This window comes from Oenococcus kitaharae DSM 17330, from assembly GCF_000241055.1.
Classification (GTDB): Bacteria; Bacillota; Bacilli; order Lactobacillales; family Lactobacillaceae; genus Oenococcus; species Oenococcus kitaharae.
Genome location: NZ_CM001398.1, coordinates 1,574,900 through 1,592,267 on the forward strand (window position 1 = coordinate 1,574,900; position 17,368 = coordinate 1,592,267).

At 41.8% G+C, this 17,368-nt stretch carries 21 protein-coding genes and 1 tRNA gene; 5 read left to right on the forward strand and 17 right to left on the reverse strand.

Going from position 1 to position 17,368, the window contains the following annotated elements:
• Nucleotides 1-105: 105 nt before the first annotated feature.
• Nucleotides 106-759: an NAD(P)-dependent oxidoreductase gene (locus OKIT_RS07915; protein ID WP_007746749.1), complete on the forward strand. Its 654-nt coding sequence runs from the start codon at nt 106-108 to the stop codon at nt 757-759.
• A 61-nt stretch (nt 760-820) separates the two neighbouring features.
• Here OKIT_RS07915 and OKIT_RS07920 read toward each other — a convergent pair whose 3' ends face one another.
• Both OKIT_RS07920 and OKIT_RS07925 read right to left on the reverse strand, forming a co-directional pair.
• Nucleotides 821-1,375 (reverse strand): NADPH-dependent FMN reductase, encoded by a 555-nt coding sequence (locus OKIT_RS07920; protein WP_007746750.1) that lies wholly within the window; start codon nt 1,373-1,375, stop codon nt 821-823.
• Nucleotides 1,376-1,456: 81 nt separating this feature from the next.
• The gene (locus OKIT_RS07925; protein ID WP_162141363.1) at nt 1,457-2,356 is read right to left on the reverse strand and encodes a magnesium transporter CorA family protein; all 900 of its coding nucleotides are present in this window, start codon (nt 2,354-2,356) and stop codon (nt 1,457-1,459) included.
• 151 nt (nt 2,357-2,507) lie between these two features.
• Between OKIT_RS07925 and OKIT_RS07930 the strand changes: the two genes are divergently transcribed.
• Nucleotides 2,508-2,705 carry a hypothetical protein gene (locus OKIT_RS07930; protein ID WP_007746752.1) on the forward strand — a complete coding sequence of 66 codons (198 nt, stop codon included), beginning with the start codon at nt 2,508-2,510 and terminating at the stop codon, nt 2,703-2,705.
• 38 nt (nt 2,706-2,743) lie between these two features.
• On the opposite strand, the gene OKIT_RS07935 is transcribed toward OKIT_RS07930, so the two are convergent.
• The 7 genes from OKIT_RS07935 to OKIT_RS07965 form a co-directional block, all read right to left on the reverse strand.
• Nucleotides 2,744-3,559: an N-acetylmuramoyl-L-alanine amidase gene (locus OKIT_RS07935; RefSeq protein WP_241778130.1), complete on the reverse strand. Its 816-nt coding sequence runs from the start codon at nt 3,557-3,559 to the stop codon at nt 2,744-2,746.
• Nucleotides 3,560-3,618: 59 nt separating this feature from the next.
• Nucleotides 3,619-4,059, reverse strand: coding sequence for a Fur family transcriptional regulator (locus OKIT_RS07940; protein ID WP_007746755.1), 441 nt, complete (start codon nt 4,057-4,059; stop codon nt 3,619-3,621).
• 88 nt (nt 4,060-4,147) lie between these two features.
• Nucleotides 4,148-4,945: a metal ABC transporter permease gene (locus OKIT_RS07945; RefSeq protein ID WP_007746758.1), complete on the reverse strand. Its 798-nt coding sequence runs from the start codon at nt 4,943-4,945 to the stop codon at nt 4,148-4,150.
• An 11-nt stretch (nt 4,946-4,956) separates the two neighbouring features.
• A complete protein-coding gene (locus OKIT_RS07950; protein ID WP_050804107.1) occupies nt 4,957-5,595 on the reverse strand; it encodes an ATP-binding cassette domain-containing protein in 639 nt (212 codons plus the stop codon).
• A gap of 84 nt (nt 5,596-5,679) precedes the next feature.
• Nucleotides 5,680-6,594: a metal ABC transporter solute-binding protein gene (locus tag OKIT_RS07955; RefSeq protein WP_007746764.1), complete on the reverse strand. Its 915-nt coding sequence runs from the start codon at nt 6,592-6,594 to the stop codon at nt 5,680-5,682.
• Between the two features lie 188 nt (nt 6,595-6,782).
• The gene (locus tag OKIT_RS07960) at nt 6,783-8,180 is read right to left on the reverse strand and encodes an FAD-binding oxidoreductase (RefSeq protein ID WP_007746765.1); all 1,398 of its coding nucleotides are present in this window, start codon (nt 8,178-8,180) and stop codon (nt 6,783-6,785) included.
• Between the two features lie 233 nt (nt 8,181-8,413).
• Nucleotides 8,414-8,665, reverse strand: coding sequence for a GlsB/YeaQ/YmgE family stress response membrane protein (locus OKIT_RS07965; protein ID WP_007746766.1), 252 nt, complete (start codon nt 8,663-8,665; stop codon nt 8,414-8,416).
• 187 nt (nt 8,666-8,852) lie between these two features.
• Here OKIT_RS07965 and OKIT_RS07970 point away from each other — a divergent pair, with 187 nt between their 5' ends.
• Both OKIT_RS07970 and OKIT_RS07975 read left to right on the forward strand, forming a co-directional pair.
• A complete protein-coding gene (locus OKIT_RS07970; protein WP_007746767.1) occupies nt 8,853-9,428 on the forward strand; it encodes a dihydrofolate reductase family protein in 576 nt (191 codons plus the stop codon).
• A 95-nt stretch (nt 9,429-9,523) separates the two neighbouring features.
• Complete coding sequence (locus OKIT_RS07975; RefSeq protein ID WP_007746768.1) at nt 9,524-10,036, forward strand: GNAT family N-acetyltransferase; 513 nt, start codon at nt 9,524-9,526, stop codon at nt 10,034-10,036.
• A gap of 4 nt (nt 10,037-10,040) precedes the next feature.
• Here the strand turns inward: OKIT_RS07975 and OKIT_RS07980 are convergent, their stop codons facing one another.
• The 4 genes from OKIT_RS07980 to OKIT_RS07995 form a co-directional block, all read right to left on the reverse strand.
• Nucleotides 10,041-10,445 (reverse strand): VOC family protein, encoded by a 405-nt coding sequence (locus OKIT_RS07980; RefSeq protein WP_007746769.1) that lies wholly within the window; start codon nt 10,443-10,445, stop codon nt 10,041-10,043.
• 8 nt (nt 10,446-10,453) lie between these two features.
• A complete protein-coding gene (locus OKIT_RS07985; RefSeq protein WP_007746770.1) occupies nt 10,454-10,924 on the reverse strand; it encodes an HIT family protein in 471 nt (156 codons plus the stop codon).
• A gap of 90 nt (nt 10,925-11,014) precedes the next feature.
• Complete coding sequence (locus OKIT_RS07990) at nt 11,015-11,254, reverse strand: glutaredoxin domain-containing protein (protein WP_162141362.1); 240 nt, start codon at nt 11,252-11,254, stop codon at nt 11,015-11,017.
• Nucleotides 11,255-11,407: 153 nt separating this feature from the next.
• Nucleotides 11,408-11,478 (reverse strand) — tRNA-Cys (locus tag OKIT_RS07995).
• 66 nt (nt 11,479-11,544) lie between these two features.
• Between OKIT_RS07995 and OKIT_RS08000 the strand changes: the two genes are divergently transcribed.
• Nucleotides 11,545-12,369 carry an HAD-IIB family hydrolase gene (locus tag OKIT_RS08000; protein WP_007746772.1) on the forward strand — a complete coding sequence of 275 codons (825 nt, stop codon included), beginning with the start codon at nt 11,545-11,547 and terminating at the stop codon, nt 12,367-12,369.
• 42 nt (nt 12,370-12,411) lie between these two features.
• On the opposite strand, the gene OKIT_RS08005 is transcribed toward OKIT_RS08000, so the two are convergent.
• From OKIT_RS08005 to OKIT_RS08020, 4 genes are read right to left on the reverse strand one after another with little or no spacing between them, the layout of a single operon-like run.
• Nucleotides 12,412-14,802, reverse strand: a complete 2,391-nt coding sequence (locus OKIT_RS08005) for a glycoside hydrolase family 31 protein (protein WP_007746774.1) — start codon at nt 14,800-14,802, stop codon at nt 12,412-12,414.
• Between the two features lie 38 nt (nt 14,803-14,840).
• The gene (locus tag OKIT_RS08010) at nt 14,841-15,539 is read right to left on the reverse strand and encodes a YesL family protein (protein ID WP_007746775.1); all 699 of its coding nucleotides are present in this window, start codon (nt 15,537-15,539) and stop codon (nt 14,841-14,843) included.
• A gap of 19 nt (nt 15,540-15,558) precedes the next feature.
• Nucleotides 15,559-16,440 carry a carbohydrate ABC transporter permease gene (locus OKIT_RS08015; RefSeq protein WP_007746779.1) on the reverse strand — a complete coding sequence of 294 codons (882 nt, stop codon included), beginning with the start codon at nt 16,438-16,440 and terminating at the stop codon, nt 15,559-15,561.
• A 16-nt stretch (nt 16,441-16,456) separates the two neighbouring features.
• Nucleotides 16,457-17,356 (reverse strand): ABC transporter permease, encoded by a 900-nt coding sequence (locus OKIT_RS08020; RefSeq protein ID WP_007746780.1) that lies wholly within the window; start codon nt 17,354-17,356, stop codon nt 16,457-16,459.
• Nucleotides 17,357-17,368 lie beyond the last annotated feature (12 nt).

Below are 17,368 nucleotides of genomic sequence, written 5' to 3' on the forward strand. Positions count from 1 at the left end.
CCCATTTCTCGATGCTATCTGAAAATGATGGCAAATAATGGATCATTGGAATAGTAAATAAGTATTTTGGTTGCTATACTAAAGTAAGTAAAAAGGAGATTAAAAATGAAATTAACAGTAATTGGTGCAACTGGCATGGCCGGATCAGCAATCGTCTTAGAAGCCGCTAGACGAGGCCATGACGTCACTGCGATTGCACGGTCGGCAGAAAAATTAGCTGATTTAAAGGCGAAGGTGCCAACCGCTCAAACTTTGATCAAAGACGCCTTTGCCCTGACCAAAGATGATCTATCAAACAGCGATGTCGTGATCGATGCCTTTGCCAGCAGTCCGAAAACAGCTTATCTGCACGTTGATTTAGCGGCCAAATTGGTTGCCCTTTTTCGCCAAAGCAGCCAGCCGCGTTTATTCTTTATTTTGGGCGCGGGCAGCCTGCACATTGGCGAAGACCATCATCTGGCTGTCAAAGATATGGAAAAAGATCCGCAAAACGATTCTTTTATTTCAGTACCACAAAACCAATTGAAGGAGCTGCAATTTTTGCAAAACGTCGATGATGTTAATTGGGTTGCCGTATCCCCTGCCGCCTCATTTCACACCGGTGCTGCGACAACTATATTAAAAGGCAAAGATGACCTGCTGTTTAATCAAACTGGCCAATCCGAAACTTCGTCAGGAACCATGGCCAAGGCAATTTTGGATGAAATTGAACAGGAAAATTATCATCAAACACGTTTTACAATTGCTGATGGTGATTAAAAATAAAAACCATGCAATGATAAAGTTGCATGGTTTTTATTATATGAAGAGCAAACAGCTATTACGAAAACCGTTTTACTAAATCTACAAAAGTATTGATAGCGGTTTGCAAAAATGCAGTTGTACCGGGGTTAATAATTTTAAGGTTATCATCCAAAAGATCGCGCACCTTCCCTATATATACCTCAGGCTGAGCTACTACCGGCATGTTCAAAAAGACCAGGGACTGCCGTAAATGATGGTTGGCACCAAATCCAGAAATGTTGCCAGGAGAGACGCTGATAATCAAAGCAGGTTTGCCATTCCAGATACTTTGCCCGACTGGCCGAGAGCCTACATCTAAAGCATTCTTTAGTGCAGCCGGCATGGAGCGATTATATTCTGGTGTTGCAAAAATCACTGCATCAATGTCAGCCATTTGCTTTCGAAACCGCTGCCAGCTCTCCGGAACCTGATTCTCATCGTCAAAATCTTGATTATAGAGTGCTAGATCCGAAATTTTCATATCGACGAGTTCAAAACCCTTAGGCAATAAGGCAGCTGCTTGTGTGCCAACGGCTCGTGTATAAGATTTTTTCCTTAAACTGCCAACAATTAAGGCAATTTTTTTAGTCATGATACTTTTTTGATCTACTTACTTTTTGTAAGTTAAATATAACGCTAAAAAATATGTAAATCAAGCAGCAAAAATCGCTTTTTATAAAGAATGATGATGATGGAGATAAATAATCAACGCGACCATTAAAATAACGGTGACAATTAACGAAATCAACCATGCAAGCGACCCTGCAGCCAGCGGCAAATGCATATTCATACCATAGAAACCGCTCACGATTGGCGGAATAGCGAGTAACAAAGACCAAACCGTCAAAAAACGCATAATGGCATTCAGGTCATTATTAATCAAGCGATCATAGGCATCACTTAACTGTTCAACATTTTCGGATATCAAATCGATTAATCTAGTTGACTGGCGAACTGCAAGATTGAGTTTCCTAAGTTTACGTGCGGCGGTCGTCTGAACTTCGACATGTGCATCCTTGAAAAACGCATGAATTTGAGAAAAACAATCAGCATTCTCTTTGACTGCAGACCGGAGAAAAACCACGCTCCGGTTCACTCTTGTCAGATTTTCAAAATTTCTGCTATTACGGTGGGAACTCAAATGTGTCTGAATATGTTCCGTTCGCTCGAACAAATTCGAGATGATATCCAAATATTTATTTAGTGTCAGCTGCAAAAGATCCAACAAAAAATTGACACGGTCGCCTTCTGACTGTTCTAACAAATCCATGATGGTATCATGAATAAAAATCATTTTTGAATTAAGGAATACAAACATCTGCTGTTTGTGAAAAATGACAGAAATAGGTTCGGAATGTGATCTTTCACTAATTGGTACCCAAAAAACAATCACGGTATCCTCTAGGGAGTCGTCGCTTTCAATTCGTGCTGGGCCATTTTTATCATCGACATACTCAAGCAGCAGCGGATCAATCTGGAATTGTTTTTCGAGCAGGTCCCTATCAGCCTTAGCATAATCTTCGACCAAAATGAGATCGAAACGGCGGCTGCTGTCTGATGCATATTTCTTCAACAAAGTCCGGGCTTCTCCTATTGCTGTGATTAGTCGCGCAAATATAAATTTGTTCCTGGAAGCGCTTAATATTAGTTTAACCCTTAGTTGATAAAATGAGGTCATCGGTAAAAAACCGGTATAAATATGATCATTTCCAAGGAGGAACAGCATGTCCGTTAAGGAAGATAAAGCGAATTCACTCAAGGAACACAATCACAAGCAGGCACCTGAGGCAGAAGAGAAGGAAGCTCAAGACCAATTAAAACTCGCTAAAGGAAAAAGCGATCAGCTGCTAAGCCAAGCCGAAAAAAAGCTCTATGCTTTAAAAGATGCTGCTAAAGATAAAATCAGCGAAATAAATAAATAAAAAACCTGCAATTGGGGATTCCTCAAAATACAGGTTTTTTATTTTATATAACGATTCAGCGAAGTCACGATATCAGTCGCGACCTGCTGCTGATAAGCTGGGCTCTTGATATAAGAAAAATCAAAATCGCTATCCATGAATCCCATTTCAATCAAGACAGCTGGTCGCCGATTATCCCGCAAGACTTGAAAGTTGCCGTAGGAAATTCCGCGATCATATAATGACAAGTTATGAAAACCCTGATCGAGAATAGCTGCCAGCTGGTCGGCATTATGATGATATTTAAAGACCTCATAGCCATAAGCTAAATTGCGCTGCCCTGCAGAATTAAAATGAAAGCTGATAAACAAGGTTGCCTTGACACGATTAGACATCGCCGGCCGTGCCGCCAAACTAACCGACTTATCACTGTGCCTCGTCATCAGCACGCGCGCATGCTGAGTTTTTAGCAGCCGATAGGTTTTTAGGGCTGTCGGCAGCGTATAACTTTTTTCCATTGCACCGTCAGGTGCCAAGGTGCCAGAATCAGTACCGCCGTGGCCAGGATCCAGTACAATTGTGCTTTCAGCTAAACGGCTGCTCCTGGCCGCATCGTAACTCTGATCTTTTAAAAGCCAGGCCGCCACCCAGCCTTTACTCGAAGCTGATTGGACATAATACCAGTCGGTTTGCTGATTACGCTTAAGAACAGTCACTCGTTTGCCTCTAACTATACGGCGAATAATACGCGACCGTGGTGATGGCGAAGCACACAAATTAACCGAACTTGCCTGGACAGTTAATTGCGAGGCCCGATGCAGCAGATAAAATGATCCCGCGGCTAGTAAAATCAGCAGAACAAAAATAATAATCAACCTTCGACGTCTTTTTTGGACCGACAAATGGTTGATGAATTTTTTTTGCTGCCAAATATTCAAACTGCGGCCGCCAAACAATCAGCACAGACACCAAAAAGTTCAAAATCCGTTGAATTAATTTCACAGTCAGGAATTTGTTTTTGGAAATCTGTTAAATCCGGTCGTTTTAATTCAATCACACGGCGGCATTTTTCACAGATAAAGTGGCAGTGTTTCAGATTCTTAAAATCACATTGGTATTTCACACAAAGACCATTTTTAAAATTACGTGTCTCAAGCACTGAAATCTTTTCGAGTTCCTGAACATTTCGATAAACCGTTTCATAACTCATATGCTTATAAGTCTGGCGCAGAAAAAGGTCAATCTCCTTGATTGGCAGATAATAATCCTGTCGATCCGCTAAATATTGCAGCATATCGCTTCTTTGATTTGTAATTTTCAGGCCATTTTTTTTCATGACCTCAAGTGCTTCGCCGATACCAGCTGTTTTTATCATGCTTATATACCTTCTAAAACCATCTGACTAGTCAAAATGGCCTTCTTTTAAAACAATAGCATAGCTTTCTATAGGAAACACAATTGTTCTACTTTCGTGCTTTGATGGATTTCACAAATAAACTGGCTAAATAGAAGAAAGTCTCGATCGCTGCAATGAAAAATGTGACCGGCCAATTAGTTTCATATGCCAGATACAGGCCAAGCCAAGTACCGATCAAAGAAAGGCCGATGCTGATAAAAATCATAGCTGAAACAGACCGGGCATAAAACTGTGCTGTATATGCCGGTAATGTCAGCAAAATAAAAATCAGCAAGGCCCCAACAATTTGTGAAGCAACACTTACGCTTAACGCCATCATCACAATGAAAATGATATTAATATAATTATTTTTTCTATCTGTGATTTGATAACCAATCTGATCAAAAGAATCAAATTTCAAACGTCGATAAATCAACATCGTCAGAATCATGACAATCATAGAAACCACAATGATTTGAATCACGTTGCCAAAACTGATTCCGACGATACTACCGAACAAAATACTCGTCGTATAAGAAGCGTTTTTGCTGGAAAAAGAAAGAAATAAGACACCCAAGCCCATAAATAAAGCCGAAACGGAGCTGGTCGCTGCATCTCTTCTCTGCTGATTAACACCAATGCGGCTGGCTAAAATCGAGCTCAGAAAAGTGAATAAAATCATCGACTGAAAAGGCGCCCACCCGATCCAGACACCAAAAGCTGCACCGGAAAAACCGATTTCAGAAAGCGTGTGAGCAAGAAAAGATAATTTTCTAGCAACCACGAAAACACCGACAATGCCGCATAAGATCGCGACAACAGTTCCCGCTTCATAGGCATGCTGCATAAAATCTAACGATAACATGGGTTCTCCTTTCAGTTTTCAGCCAAATCGGCTACTTTACCATATTTAAATTTGCCGGGAAACAATTCCAGATAATGTTTCCCATACTTTTTGACCAGTGGCCAATCATGAGAGATGAAAATAATTGTGGTTTGATTTTCTCGATTTAATTTAGCTACCAGATCCAAGACATCGTATTTAGACTGCTGGTCAAGGCTTGCAGTTGATTCATCTAAAATCAAAAGTTTAGGCTGGTTTAGGATCGCTTGTGCTAAATATGCACGTTGCTTTTCGCCGCCGGATGCCTTGCCCATAATTTGTTTTCGCTTCTGCCAAAGATTGGTCTTTTCAAGTGCCTGGCGTACCTGCAGGCGTTCGGAACGGCTTAGCCAAGGCCTGAGAGAATGGCTTAGCTTCAGTGCGACGAAATTTTCGATTGAGAGCGGGTAATTTTCTTCAATGTTGCGAAACTGCGGGACATAACCGATATCGTTTTTTGTCATCATCTCAGGATTAAGCCAAATTTTACCATCGCTAGGGGTTAAGAGGCCTAACAACAGGTATATGAGGGTTGTCTTGCCGGTACCGTTAGATCCTAACAGACAAAAAAAATCCCCCTTTTGAATATCCAAGTTCAGATGTTCATAAAGGACACGATTTTTAAAAGTCATTTTCAGATCAACAAAAGAAATAATTGCTTGTGCTGCTTCTGTCAAATGTTTTTCTCCTTAATTAGAAAAGGTTCTAATCATAAATTACTTAGCTTGATTTTGAATCCGACCTACTTGATTATACTGGCTGAGCATCCATTGTTTGTAAGTCTTGCCTTTTGGTTTTGTTTCGGTCACTTTCAGAACCGGTACCTGATACTTTTTTGCTAATTTAACCAGATTACCGACAGTTTTATCAGTAGCCTGCGTATTTTGAACAAAAAAGGCAATTTTCCGCTCGCGGATATCCTGCTGCATGTTGGCAACATCCTTAGGTGCAGGATCTGTGCCATCTTCAACCGACTTAGCAAATCCAGTGTTGTTTTCCTTATATCCGAGGCTTGCAAGTGCATAGTCAAACACGGGTTCACTGACATCAACTAATTTTCCGTTGCTTTTTTTACTTAAAGAAGCAATTTTACGGTTAATCGGCCGAATGTTCTTTTGAATATACTTTTTAGCATTTGCTTTGAAATAAGCTTTTTCACTTGGCTTCAAAGCTGCAAAATGTTTTGCCAGATAATTGGCAACTTTCGGCATTGTTTTGCGGTTGTACCAAAGATGCGGGTTGTCGCCGTTTTTGCGGTCCATAATATTTTCACCCACACGAATAGCTAAAGCACGCTTGTTATTCTGAGCTAATTTTGACATCCAGCTGTCATATCCGATACCATTGTAGAGAAGCACGTCAGCAGCGTCAGCCTGCTTAGCAACATTAGTTGTTGGCTGATAATCATGCGGATCAATGCTGGTCTTTTTGATCACGTTTTCAACGGTTCCTTGATTGCCTAAGACCGCTTTAGCAACCTCACCATAGAAATCCACTGATGAGAGCACTTTGATTTTGCCTTTGACCTCTTTTGCACTAGCTGCCTGCTGGTTGCCAAACGCGCAAAACAGGCTTAGCGACGCGATTAAAGCCGCGATTAACAAGCAGCCCTTTTTAAAACTCTTAACCATATTCCCTCCAATTCCTTGTTTAAATAGTAAATATTACTAATAAATCCTAACATACAAATCTATCAAAATATGTTCGAAATAGTAATTTTTTCTCTTTTCTGTCGAATTTTCGGCCAAAAACGCTCACTATTAACTTATTTCACAAAGATTTTGGCAGGCTGCACGAAAAACCGCCATAACCAGGCGGTTTAATTAATTTTTCTTTTTGGATTCAAAATACCCATGGGATCAAAAAGATTTTTCAGCTGGTGCTGAATCACATCGACGTCATCACCCAGTTCTTCGTTGGTCCATAGGTTTTTTGACATGCCAACCGCGTGCTCACCGGAAATTGTCCCGCCCAGCGCCAAGGTCTTATAAAATAAGCGGCGGATGCCTTCAATCACGGTGTCTGGCGGTGTTGGCTGACCGTCCCAAAGCAAGCTTGGATGCAGATTGCCATCCCCAGCATGTCCGGCCGTGTAAATATCTAACGATAAGTCTTTGGCCGTCTGATCAATAAAATCCGTCATCACGGCTAATTGTGATAAAGGCACAGCCATGTCTTCCATGATGTGATACTTCGTATTGGCAAAAACAGCCGGCAGCATGTCCTGACGCAGTTTGACCAATTGTGCTGCTTTAACTGGATCATCAGTGACCGTAATATTCCAAGCCTGATGTTCCTTTAAAATTTTTTCAGAAACTTGGAGTTGCGTGTTGCTGGCACCATCGAAACCGAAAATCAGCATGGCTGAACTGGCCGTTTTGGCAAAATGACTGTGTTCGTATTGGTCCAAAGCCTGAACTGTTTTTCCGTCTAAAGCTTCCAGCATTGTCGGATACAGGCCGGACATCCGTAAGGCCTGAACACCCTTGGCCAGTTTGGTCATATCATCAAAGAAAGCAATGCCGCGGATCGTCTTGCCATAAGGGATTGGAAACAATTTAACCGTCACTTCTGTAATAATGCCAAAAGTACCTTCGGAACCGACAAAAAGCTGCGTTAAGTCATAACCAAAAGCTTGTTTCAACGTCCGGCCGCCAAGTTTGATTTCATGGCCGTTTGCCAGCATCACTTTCAAACCTAGCACTGAATCTTTAGTCGCCCCGTAACGTGCCCCGCTAAGGCCGCCAGCATTCGTCGAAGCATTGCCGCCGATCGAAGATAATGGCTTAGAGGCTGGATCCGGCGCATAAAACAAGCCTTGTTTGCGGGCAGCTGTATCCAAATCCTGATTAATCACGCCAGGCTCGACGACAGCTAATCCGTCGCCTTGGCTGATCTCAATAATATGATTCAGCTTGGCAACTGAGAGAATAATTCCACCATTAACGCCGTCAGCACCAATCACAGTACTGGTATCAGCACCTTGAGCGACAATCGGTAAATGGAATTTCATGGCGGTTTTTAAAACGCCGCGGATGTCATCTTTGTCGCCGACGACCACATAAGCGAAAATTTTGCCGTCAATCTGGTCTTGCGCCCGCCCATTAGCCGTGTGTTCCTCAGCTGGCCGATCGCCGATATGAATTTCGGCATGAGGCGCAGACCGTTTCAAATAATCAAGCATTTCCTGATTGCTGTAAGCTGTAAAAACTGCCATTTTAAGATCCTTTCAAGATGAATTGCTGCATTTTTTTAGTCCGTTTGAAATGGTGTTTTTAAAAAAACATGCAACCATTTACTTACTAAAAGTAACAATAAATCAGTTTTACAGCGAATAAGCAAACATGTCAAGGATTAAAAGTATTTGTGAACCAATCATTCAAATAAAGACGGTCAAAATAAAAAACCAGCCTTAATTTGAGACCAGTTTTTAATGAAAAGTGAATTAAGTCATTTATTACTTTTTGTCGTTAACCAAGAAACAATTAAGACCACGACAACGGCGCCAATAATGGATTGGAAAATAGCAATTCCTGCAACGTGCCAACCCCAGTCTCCGAGAATGGTTTCGCCGAGCCATGAACCAACCAAGCCGGCAACAATATTGGCAATCCAGCCCATTGACTGGCCTTTACTTGTAATCGCACCAGCGATTGCACCGATGATCGCACCGATGATTAATACCCAAAGCAAATGAAACATGATAATTCCTTTCCGGAGCTATTTTATGGGCCTCACTTGGCCACAACTCCATTTTAACAAAAATCACAAAGTCATCTTTTTTCCGTATTAAACACCCGATTGATTTTGGAAACATTCGGCTTTTGTATAATTGAAGTATTGGTAAGCGCTTTCCGATTATCAAAATAATCTCTGAGGAAGAATACAAATGAGAAAACTAGTTCTGTTTTTACATGCTTCACTTGATGGTTTTGTAGAAGGGCCCAAGGGCGCCATGGATATTGGCTGGATTGCCTATGATTCTGATTTGGAAAAATATGCAGAAAAAGTTCTGAGCACTGCCGACACTGTTATTTGGGGCCGCGGAACATATCAGATGATGTATGATTATTGGCCGACAGTTCCAACTAACCCATCAGCTTCACCATATGAAAGGCGTCATGCCGATTGGATAGAAAAGGTAGACAAGGTTGTGTTTTCCAAAACACTCACGGAAGTCGAATGGCATCACACACGGCTTGTCAAAGATCATATCGAAAAAGAAATCAATCGCCTAAAACAGCGGCCAGGTCAAGACCTGGTGATACTCGGAAGCCCTAGACTAGCCCACTCTTTGATGGCACTGGATTTAATTGATGAGTATAAGATCACCATTTCACCTGTCCTGCTTGGCCAGGGGCTGCCTTTATTTCAGGGCCTTAAGCAGAAAGTTAACTTAAAACTGCTTGAAAATCAAAGCTTTGATTCCGGCGCCCTAGGCCTGACTTATCAAGCGATACGGTAGAGCTATCGCAAACATTTTTTGTCTGTCATTTGCTACAATCAACTACAAAACAAGTTGATCTTGCCAGCTGGTGGAGCGGAAAAATAATCGGATAGATGCTGCAGATAAGATTCCTAAATGAAAATGATTTTGACCAATATCGACAAGTACGATTAGCTGCTTTATTGTCGGATCCTAACGCATTTGGCTCAACTTATGGAGAAGAAAGCCATTATCCGGCCCAGCATTTTGAAGACCGCCTCCAAAACAATAATGGTCGCTTTATCGTAGGGGCTTTTATGGGATCTGATTTGATTTGTATTGCGGCTCTTAGAAGGCTAAGCAATCAAAAAGAGCAGCATAAAGCAGAATTAGTCTCAGTCTATTGTTTACCGGAATATCGCCATCAGGGTATCGCACGGAAAACAATTCAATTCTGCATTGACCGGGCTCGGCAAGCCGAGGGTCTGAGACAAATTCTACTGGCCGTTTCAGCCCATAATCAACAAGCAATCAGTTTATACAGATCGCTAGGCTTTACCAAATACGGCACCGAACCCGATTCCTTATTCGATGGCAAACGATATTTCGATGAAGACTTAATGATTCTCATGTTAAAAAAAGACTAATATTTCACTCGGCCACTGTTACTTCGACTTTGATACGGTCGGGATCCTCAAAATATAAGGCATAATAACCCTCGCCGCCAGCATAAGGATAACGGTCGGCATAGAGTTCTTTATAAGCTTTGTCGGCTAGCTCTTTTCTTAAATGATCAATTTCCTGCCTGCTGGACATATAAAAAGCCAAATGATTCAGGCCAATATGCGTGCGATTGTAATTAAAAGCCAGTTTGTCCTGATCCGTTTGGGTAAACACCAAATATGTGTCATTCAAAATGAAACTGATGCCCTTATCCCACTGCTGGTAGATTTTGTAATTCAGATGCGAGACCAACAACCATGACCAGAATTTTGTCGTAGCTGCGAGATCGGAAACATAGATTTCAACGTGGCTGATACCGCCTTTTTTAATCATAAAAACTCCTAGTTATTTTCGTCGGCCAACAGGACTTTTTTCAAAGCCGCGGCAAGCGCGCTTTTCATATTAGATAATTCAGCTGGTGACGGCCGATTATCATTTGAAAACATCTTCTCTTTTGGCAGCCACCAAACCGGACCCGCAATTGGCATATCATTTTCTCGCCGAGGAAACAAATGCCAATGCAGATGGGCATCCCCGTTTCCCAACAGCTCGCAATTCATTTTTTCAGCCATAAAAGCGTCAGAGACTGCCTGGCTCACAAGACTCATTTCGTGAAGAAACAAATCTTCATAAGCCCTTGGCAAAAAGTGCAGTTCTGTCTCGTGCTCTTTGCATAAAAATAAGGTGTAGCCCTTGAAAAATTGATGATCACCGAGGACAACATACCCGGTTTGTAATTCAGCGACAAAATAAGGATTGGTGCCCTTTTTAATCATGTCGATTCGGCGGCAAATTTCACAATTATCTGTCATGGATGCTCCTTTGAATACAACAGTATCATAAGCAGGTCCAGACCTAATCTAATTGCGCTCTGTCATGAAAACGCAGAAACGGAGAAATTATTATTCGAGCAGCTTTGATAGTTTGTCAGGCCTAAATCCAGACCAGCTTTCACCAGCAGCAACCACATATGGCGTTTGTTTGATGCCACGAGCTCGTAACCATGCCAACTGTTTAGCATTCGACGGATCGCTGATATTAATTGAATCAAAAGGTATATCGCGTTCCCGCAGCCAGCGCATCGTGGCATGGCACTGCGGGCAATTGTCTTTAATATAAATCGTCAGCATGGTTTTATCCACTACTAACAATATACAAATACTGCCGACAAATTGACTTATTTTAAACGAATTTTCAGATTTGACTCTTTGAAAAAGGGACAGTGCGCATGACAAGAGTACAAAAAAAGCGCTATATCCCGCATTGACAAGAAATGCAGATAATAAACGCTGGTCAGGTGGTAACGGGAATCGGACCCGTGATAACGGTTTTGCAGACCGTCGCCTTACCGCTTGGCTATACCACCAAAAAGTCACCTTTAAAATCATAGCAAAAAGGACAGGTAAATGTTTTTAAACTTTATAATTTAAGTATGGACACGATTAAGCTATTCGCAAGCGATCTCGACGGTACCTTTGTAACCGACAAAAAGACTTTTGATACGAAATATTTCAAAAACACGATCGAACAATTAGCAGCAAATCAGCAATTTTTTGTCGCTTCCTCTGGACGTTCATTTAACGGAATCGCGATGATTTTCAAAAGCTACATTAAAAAGTATAACATCAGCTTGGTCTCGCAGAACGGTGCTTCTGTTTTTGCGGACGGCCGCAACATTTTTCGCTCCGATATTGACCCGAATATTTTGGAAAAAATTTATACAGTCATTCCTGAACTCAGTGTCAAACCAGATCGAATCATTTTCGAGGGGGATGACACGACTTACGCGCCAGATTATCAAAAGCAGGCTAATCTGGAAAAAATCAGTTTCTATAATCCAAAAATGAAAACCATTCACCGTTTTTCAGAAATTAACGAACCTATCGAAAAGATTGCGATTTTCTGGCATGACAGCGATCAAAAACTCATGGCCGAAGAATTAATCGCCAAAACTAAAATTCAAGGAGTCCGGGCTACTTCTTCAGGTTATGGTGCGATTGACATCATTAACCGCGGCATTTCTAAAGCAATCGGTTTGCAAAAATTAGGCTCGTATCTGGGCTTGCACCATGACCAGATGGCCGCCTTCGGGGATGGCGAAAATGACCTGGAAATGCTCTACTACGTGGCTCATCCCTACGTTATGCCTAATGCACCGGACTTCATCAAAAAAGAGTTTGCAGGCGACCAAATTGCCCTGGCTGACAATAACCACGATGGTGTCTTAAAGACAATCAACCAAATCATTGCAAAATAAAAACCACGATCGGTTATCTGAGCCTCATCGTGGTTTTTATTTTTAAGCCAAACGCAAGCTTATTTGGCTAGCTGTATTTGGAACAGTCACGGTAACAAGCCCTTCTGATTGTGCCGCCTCACAGGTTTGGCCATCAATTTTCAAATCCATCACCTGTTTGGCATGAATGACGAATTGGAAATGATCATATTGCTGAGTGTATTGAGCTGTCGGCTCACTAATTTGGATCGTTAATTGATCGCCCTTTCTGATCTGACGAAAATCATAGAGATTATAGACACCATCACGATAGTCGAAACTTTCACCATCATCACGATAATGTTCATAAAGACTTTGCCCATCATCAGTCAGAGGATAAACATCTAGGGTCAGTTCTGTAATTTGCTTCTCGCCAACATAATTTTGCACCGGATACAAAGGTATTGTGCTTCCCTCCTTGACATAAATCGGGCAGGTATCCAAAGGTGTTTGCTTGACAATATACTGACCGCCCTGAAAAATTTCCTGGGTCCAATAATCAATCCAGCGATTGCCCTTTGGCAGATAAACGGTCCGCGCCTTTTGACCTTGTGCCACAACTGGCGCGACAAGCAGATTAGAGCCGCTCATGAATTCATCATTAATTTCGTAAACAGCTTCATCATCTTGATAATCCAACAGCAAAGGCCGAATCATGGCCAGGCCGCTGCTTTCTTCAGCGTGCATGATGTCGTAAAAATAAGGGAGCAGACGGTACCGCAGTCTGATGTATTTGCGATTAATCGCCTCAGTCTGCTGATCAAAGGCCCAAGGTTCCTGATCGCGCGTGAAGACACTGGAATGATTTCGGAAAAGTGCCGTAAAAGTACCAACCTGCACCCAGCGTGACAAAAGTTCAGCTGTTGCATCAAAGCCAAATCCACCAACATCAGTTCCACTAAAGGCAAATCCGCTCAGACCCAAATTCATCAGCATCGGCAACGACATGCGCAAATGTTCCCATAAACTTTGATTATCGCCAGTCCAGATCGTTGAATATTTCTGCGTGCCGGCATAGGCTGCCCGCGTAATCACAAATGGACGTTTGTTCGTGGCTGCCTTAATCCCTTTGTAGGTCGCTTTGGACATATAGAGCCCATAGACATTGTGAATTTCGCGATGATCAGTCAGACGCCCATCGTTGTTGAATTGCACATCATCCGGCAAAGGTCCGTTAAAACTAGCCGGTTCATTCATATCGTTCCAAACACCAGCGACACCATGATTGACGAGGATTTTCTGATTCTCAGCCCACCATTTCCGAACCGGTTGATTTGCGAAATCAGGATATAAAGCGTCTCCAGGCCAGACACGATTCACATAGGGCAGCCCGTCTTTATCAGTCGCAAAATAGTGATTTTCGACACCTTGATCGTAAATGGCATAACCTTGATCCTTTTTAACACCAGGATCGATGATTGTAACCACTTTAAATCCTTTATCCTGCAGTTTTTTCAGCATCTTCTCATGATCGGGAAACTTTTTGTCGTCCCAAGTGAAGACACGATAACCATCCATGTAATCAATATCAAGATACAAAACATCACACGGAATGCCCTTTGCTCGAAAATCGTCAGCAATCTCTTCTAAACGTTTTTCCGGCGCATAAGACCATCTTGACTGCTGGTAACCAAGTGTCCATAACTGCGGCAGTGGTGTCCGGCCAGTCAAAAAAGTATAACCGCTGACTACTTCTTTAGACGAGGGACCATAAATAAAGTAGTAATCAAGATTGCCATCAACCGCGCTGAATGAGTAGTAGCGACTGTTTTCCTTGCCAAAGTCAAAGAACGTTTTGTAACTATTATCAAAGAAAATACCATAAGCGATCTTGTTTGTCAGAGCGATGAAAAAAGGAATCGATTTGTAAAGACTCTCAAAGCTTTCAACATGTGGATTTGGATCGTCTGTATTCCACATCTTATAGTGATAGCCGCGCTTATTTAAATGGCCTGTTTTATCTCCCAAGCCATAGAAATAGCTATCTGGCTGCAATTGCTTTAGAACACGGATTTTCTGAGCCGCCTGCTCGGCTTCGAATTTGTGCCCTTCCTCAGCTGCCATATCCAAGTCGCTTCCGGTGCCGTGGCGGACAAAGGGCCGATCCTCACCACGATAATCAGCACAAAGCAGATTACCAGCCAAATCGTAAATATCGACGATAAAATTATCAGCAATTACGGCTTTTAATCGGCTTGTATAGATGAGCACTTGGCCATCTATAAAATCTGTCTTGACCTCACCCGGAGCCGGCTGTAAATCTTCGATTGCTTTAGACAGATGCCGCTCTGAAGAGATCGGCGAGAAAAAATTGATAATCGATGGCGTGATAACCGTAACGTCGGCTTTGCCATGTTCAAATTCAATTGAAACAACATTGTCCTTCACTCCGTAATACTTAATTTTTCCAAACATAAATCTGAGATAATCCTTTCAATTGAATTTTTGTGAAACTATTTTGCCTGTTGCGTATCATTGGCCCGTTTGCTGATTTCTTTATCCAGACTTTTTTTGAAATAATGCATGACTAAAAGCACACAGATACCAGGAAACAGAATTGGCAATAAAGGCGGGAAAGTCGCCCACAATAGAAAAGCGATTCCCGCCACGTCAATCATCATGAGAAAGCTGTTAACGGGATGGGCAACCAGCATAAAAAAGCTATTAGCAGCATAAGCCCGATAAGACAACTGTTGATCTACAAGAAAACTGTAGAGAACTAAGAAGAAAAAAGGCAGCAGAACAAGTAGAACAATGAATACAGCGGCTAGAAAAGTGAATATCCGTGCATAATACCTCGCAGAGACGTAGAAGATAATCAGTAGGAACAAATTAACAAGGCCAAAAATGAGACTTTTTAAATAATCACGGCGGTAATAGAATAGTCCCGTTTTCCAAGATGGGAAATGATGGCCATCTTTAAAATATCTCCTAGCTAAAGCGAGCGTTGTGACAGTTGCAGGGATTGCAGATATAGGCATGAAAAGCAGCCCGCTGGCAACGGCCGTTTGCACCATAGCACTATTCTTAGCCGTGAAAATCATGACCGCCAACAAAGCATAGGGAAAGTTCAATACCCACCATATAGCCGATAAAAACAAAACTGGCGAAACAACATTAACAATCGTTCTACTTAACTTAATCCAATTCATTTAATCCCTCTTCACGAAATCAGCCTTTAACCGATCCGATGACCAGCCCGGTTGTAAAGTACTTCTGCAAGAATGGGTACACTGCCAGCACCGGCAGAATTGAGACGACAATTTTAGCTGCATTCAAAGTTTTATTGGAAACAGACGCCAAAGCTTTTAATTGTGACGGATCGGTAATCTTAGTCATGTCAACATTCAACTGCTGGATGTAAGTCTGCAAAGGATAATTCGCTGGATTATTCATATAAAGCAATCCGCTGAAATAATCGTTCCAGTGACCCACGATTGCAAAAAGGCCAATCGTCGCTAAAGCCGGTACAGAAATGGGCAGATATATTTTGAATAAAATTGTGAGTTTGGAAGCACCATCCATCATAGCAGCCTCCTCTAAAGATTCCGGCACACTTTTAAAGAAATTCATCAGTAAAATCACATCAAAAATCGGTACTGCACCTGGTAGGATTAATGCCCAAATTGTATTCATCAGTCCTAAGCCTTTAACAACCAAGAATAGTGGGATCATGCCGCCAGAAAAGAGCATTGTAAAAATCAAGATATTCATATAGATATTGCGGGCGGCAAACTGCTTGGTCGTTTTCGATAAGGGATAGGCCATCAAGACACTAAGGAGCAAATTCAGTGAAGTACCAATAACCACTCGTTCAATCGAAATGAGAAATGAGCGCCAAAACTGCCCATCTTCAAGCAGAAGACTATAAGAATTCAAATTAAAGTGAACTGGCAGCAAGCCGACTTGATTCGCCGATGCTGCCGAACTGTTACTGAACGAAATGGAGACCATGTTCATCATCGGGACAAAACATAATGCGGTCAGCGCAAGCAGAACTATCCAAATAATGACGTAAGATAAACGACTACCGAATGATTTTGATCTAATCATATTTTATACGCCCCCTTTAGAAAATCCGCATGTTGGCAAATCTGATTGATAATTTATTCGCTGAGATCAATAATACAAAGGACACGACTGATTTCAGTAAACCAATGGCCGTCGCAAAACTATATTGTTGTCCTAATAGGCCGACACGATAAACATAAGTATCGATCACATCACCAGTCTCATAAACAATCGGATTGTACAAAGCATAAATCTGATCAAAACCAGCATTGAGAATATTGCCTAAATTCAAAGCTGAAATAAGCATGATCGTTGGCAAAATACCTGGAAGTGTGACGTGCAGCAGCTGTTTGAAACGGTTAGCACCATCCATCGCTGAGGCCTCGTACAGACCAGGGTCGATACCGGTTAATGCCGCCAAATAGACAATGGCACCGTAACCAAAATTCTTCCAAACATCTGTCCCAATCATGATTTTTCTAAACCAATGATTACTGGCCAAAAACATAATCGGGTGCATACCCAAACCAGTTAAAAAGTTATTAATTGGTCCTGTGTAATCAAAGACATTAATGACAATCGCAGCCACTACGGCCCAAGAAAGAAAATTTGGTAAATAAACAATTGTTTGCATCGTTTTCTTGGCCCACTTCAGCCTAACTTCGTTCAGCAGCAATGCGAATATAATTGGCACAATTGTACCGAAAATAATTTTTCCTAAAGCAATAATGACCGTGTTCCGCAAAATATTCCAACTGTCCGGAATTTGCAGCATATACTGAAAGTTTTCCAGTCCAACCCACTTGGAACCAAAAATTCCTTGAGCCGGCACATAATTTTCGAAGGCCATGATAATTCCCAGCATTGGAACGAAGCTGAAAACAATGAGAAAAATCATTCCCGGCGCCATCATGAAGTGATAAGCTAATTGGCCAGTGCGGCCTTTATTTTTATGCATTCAAATTCCCTC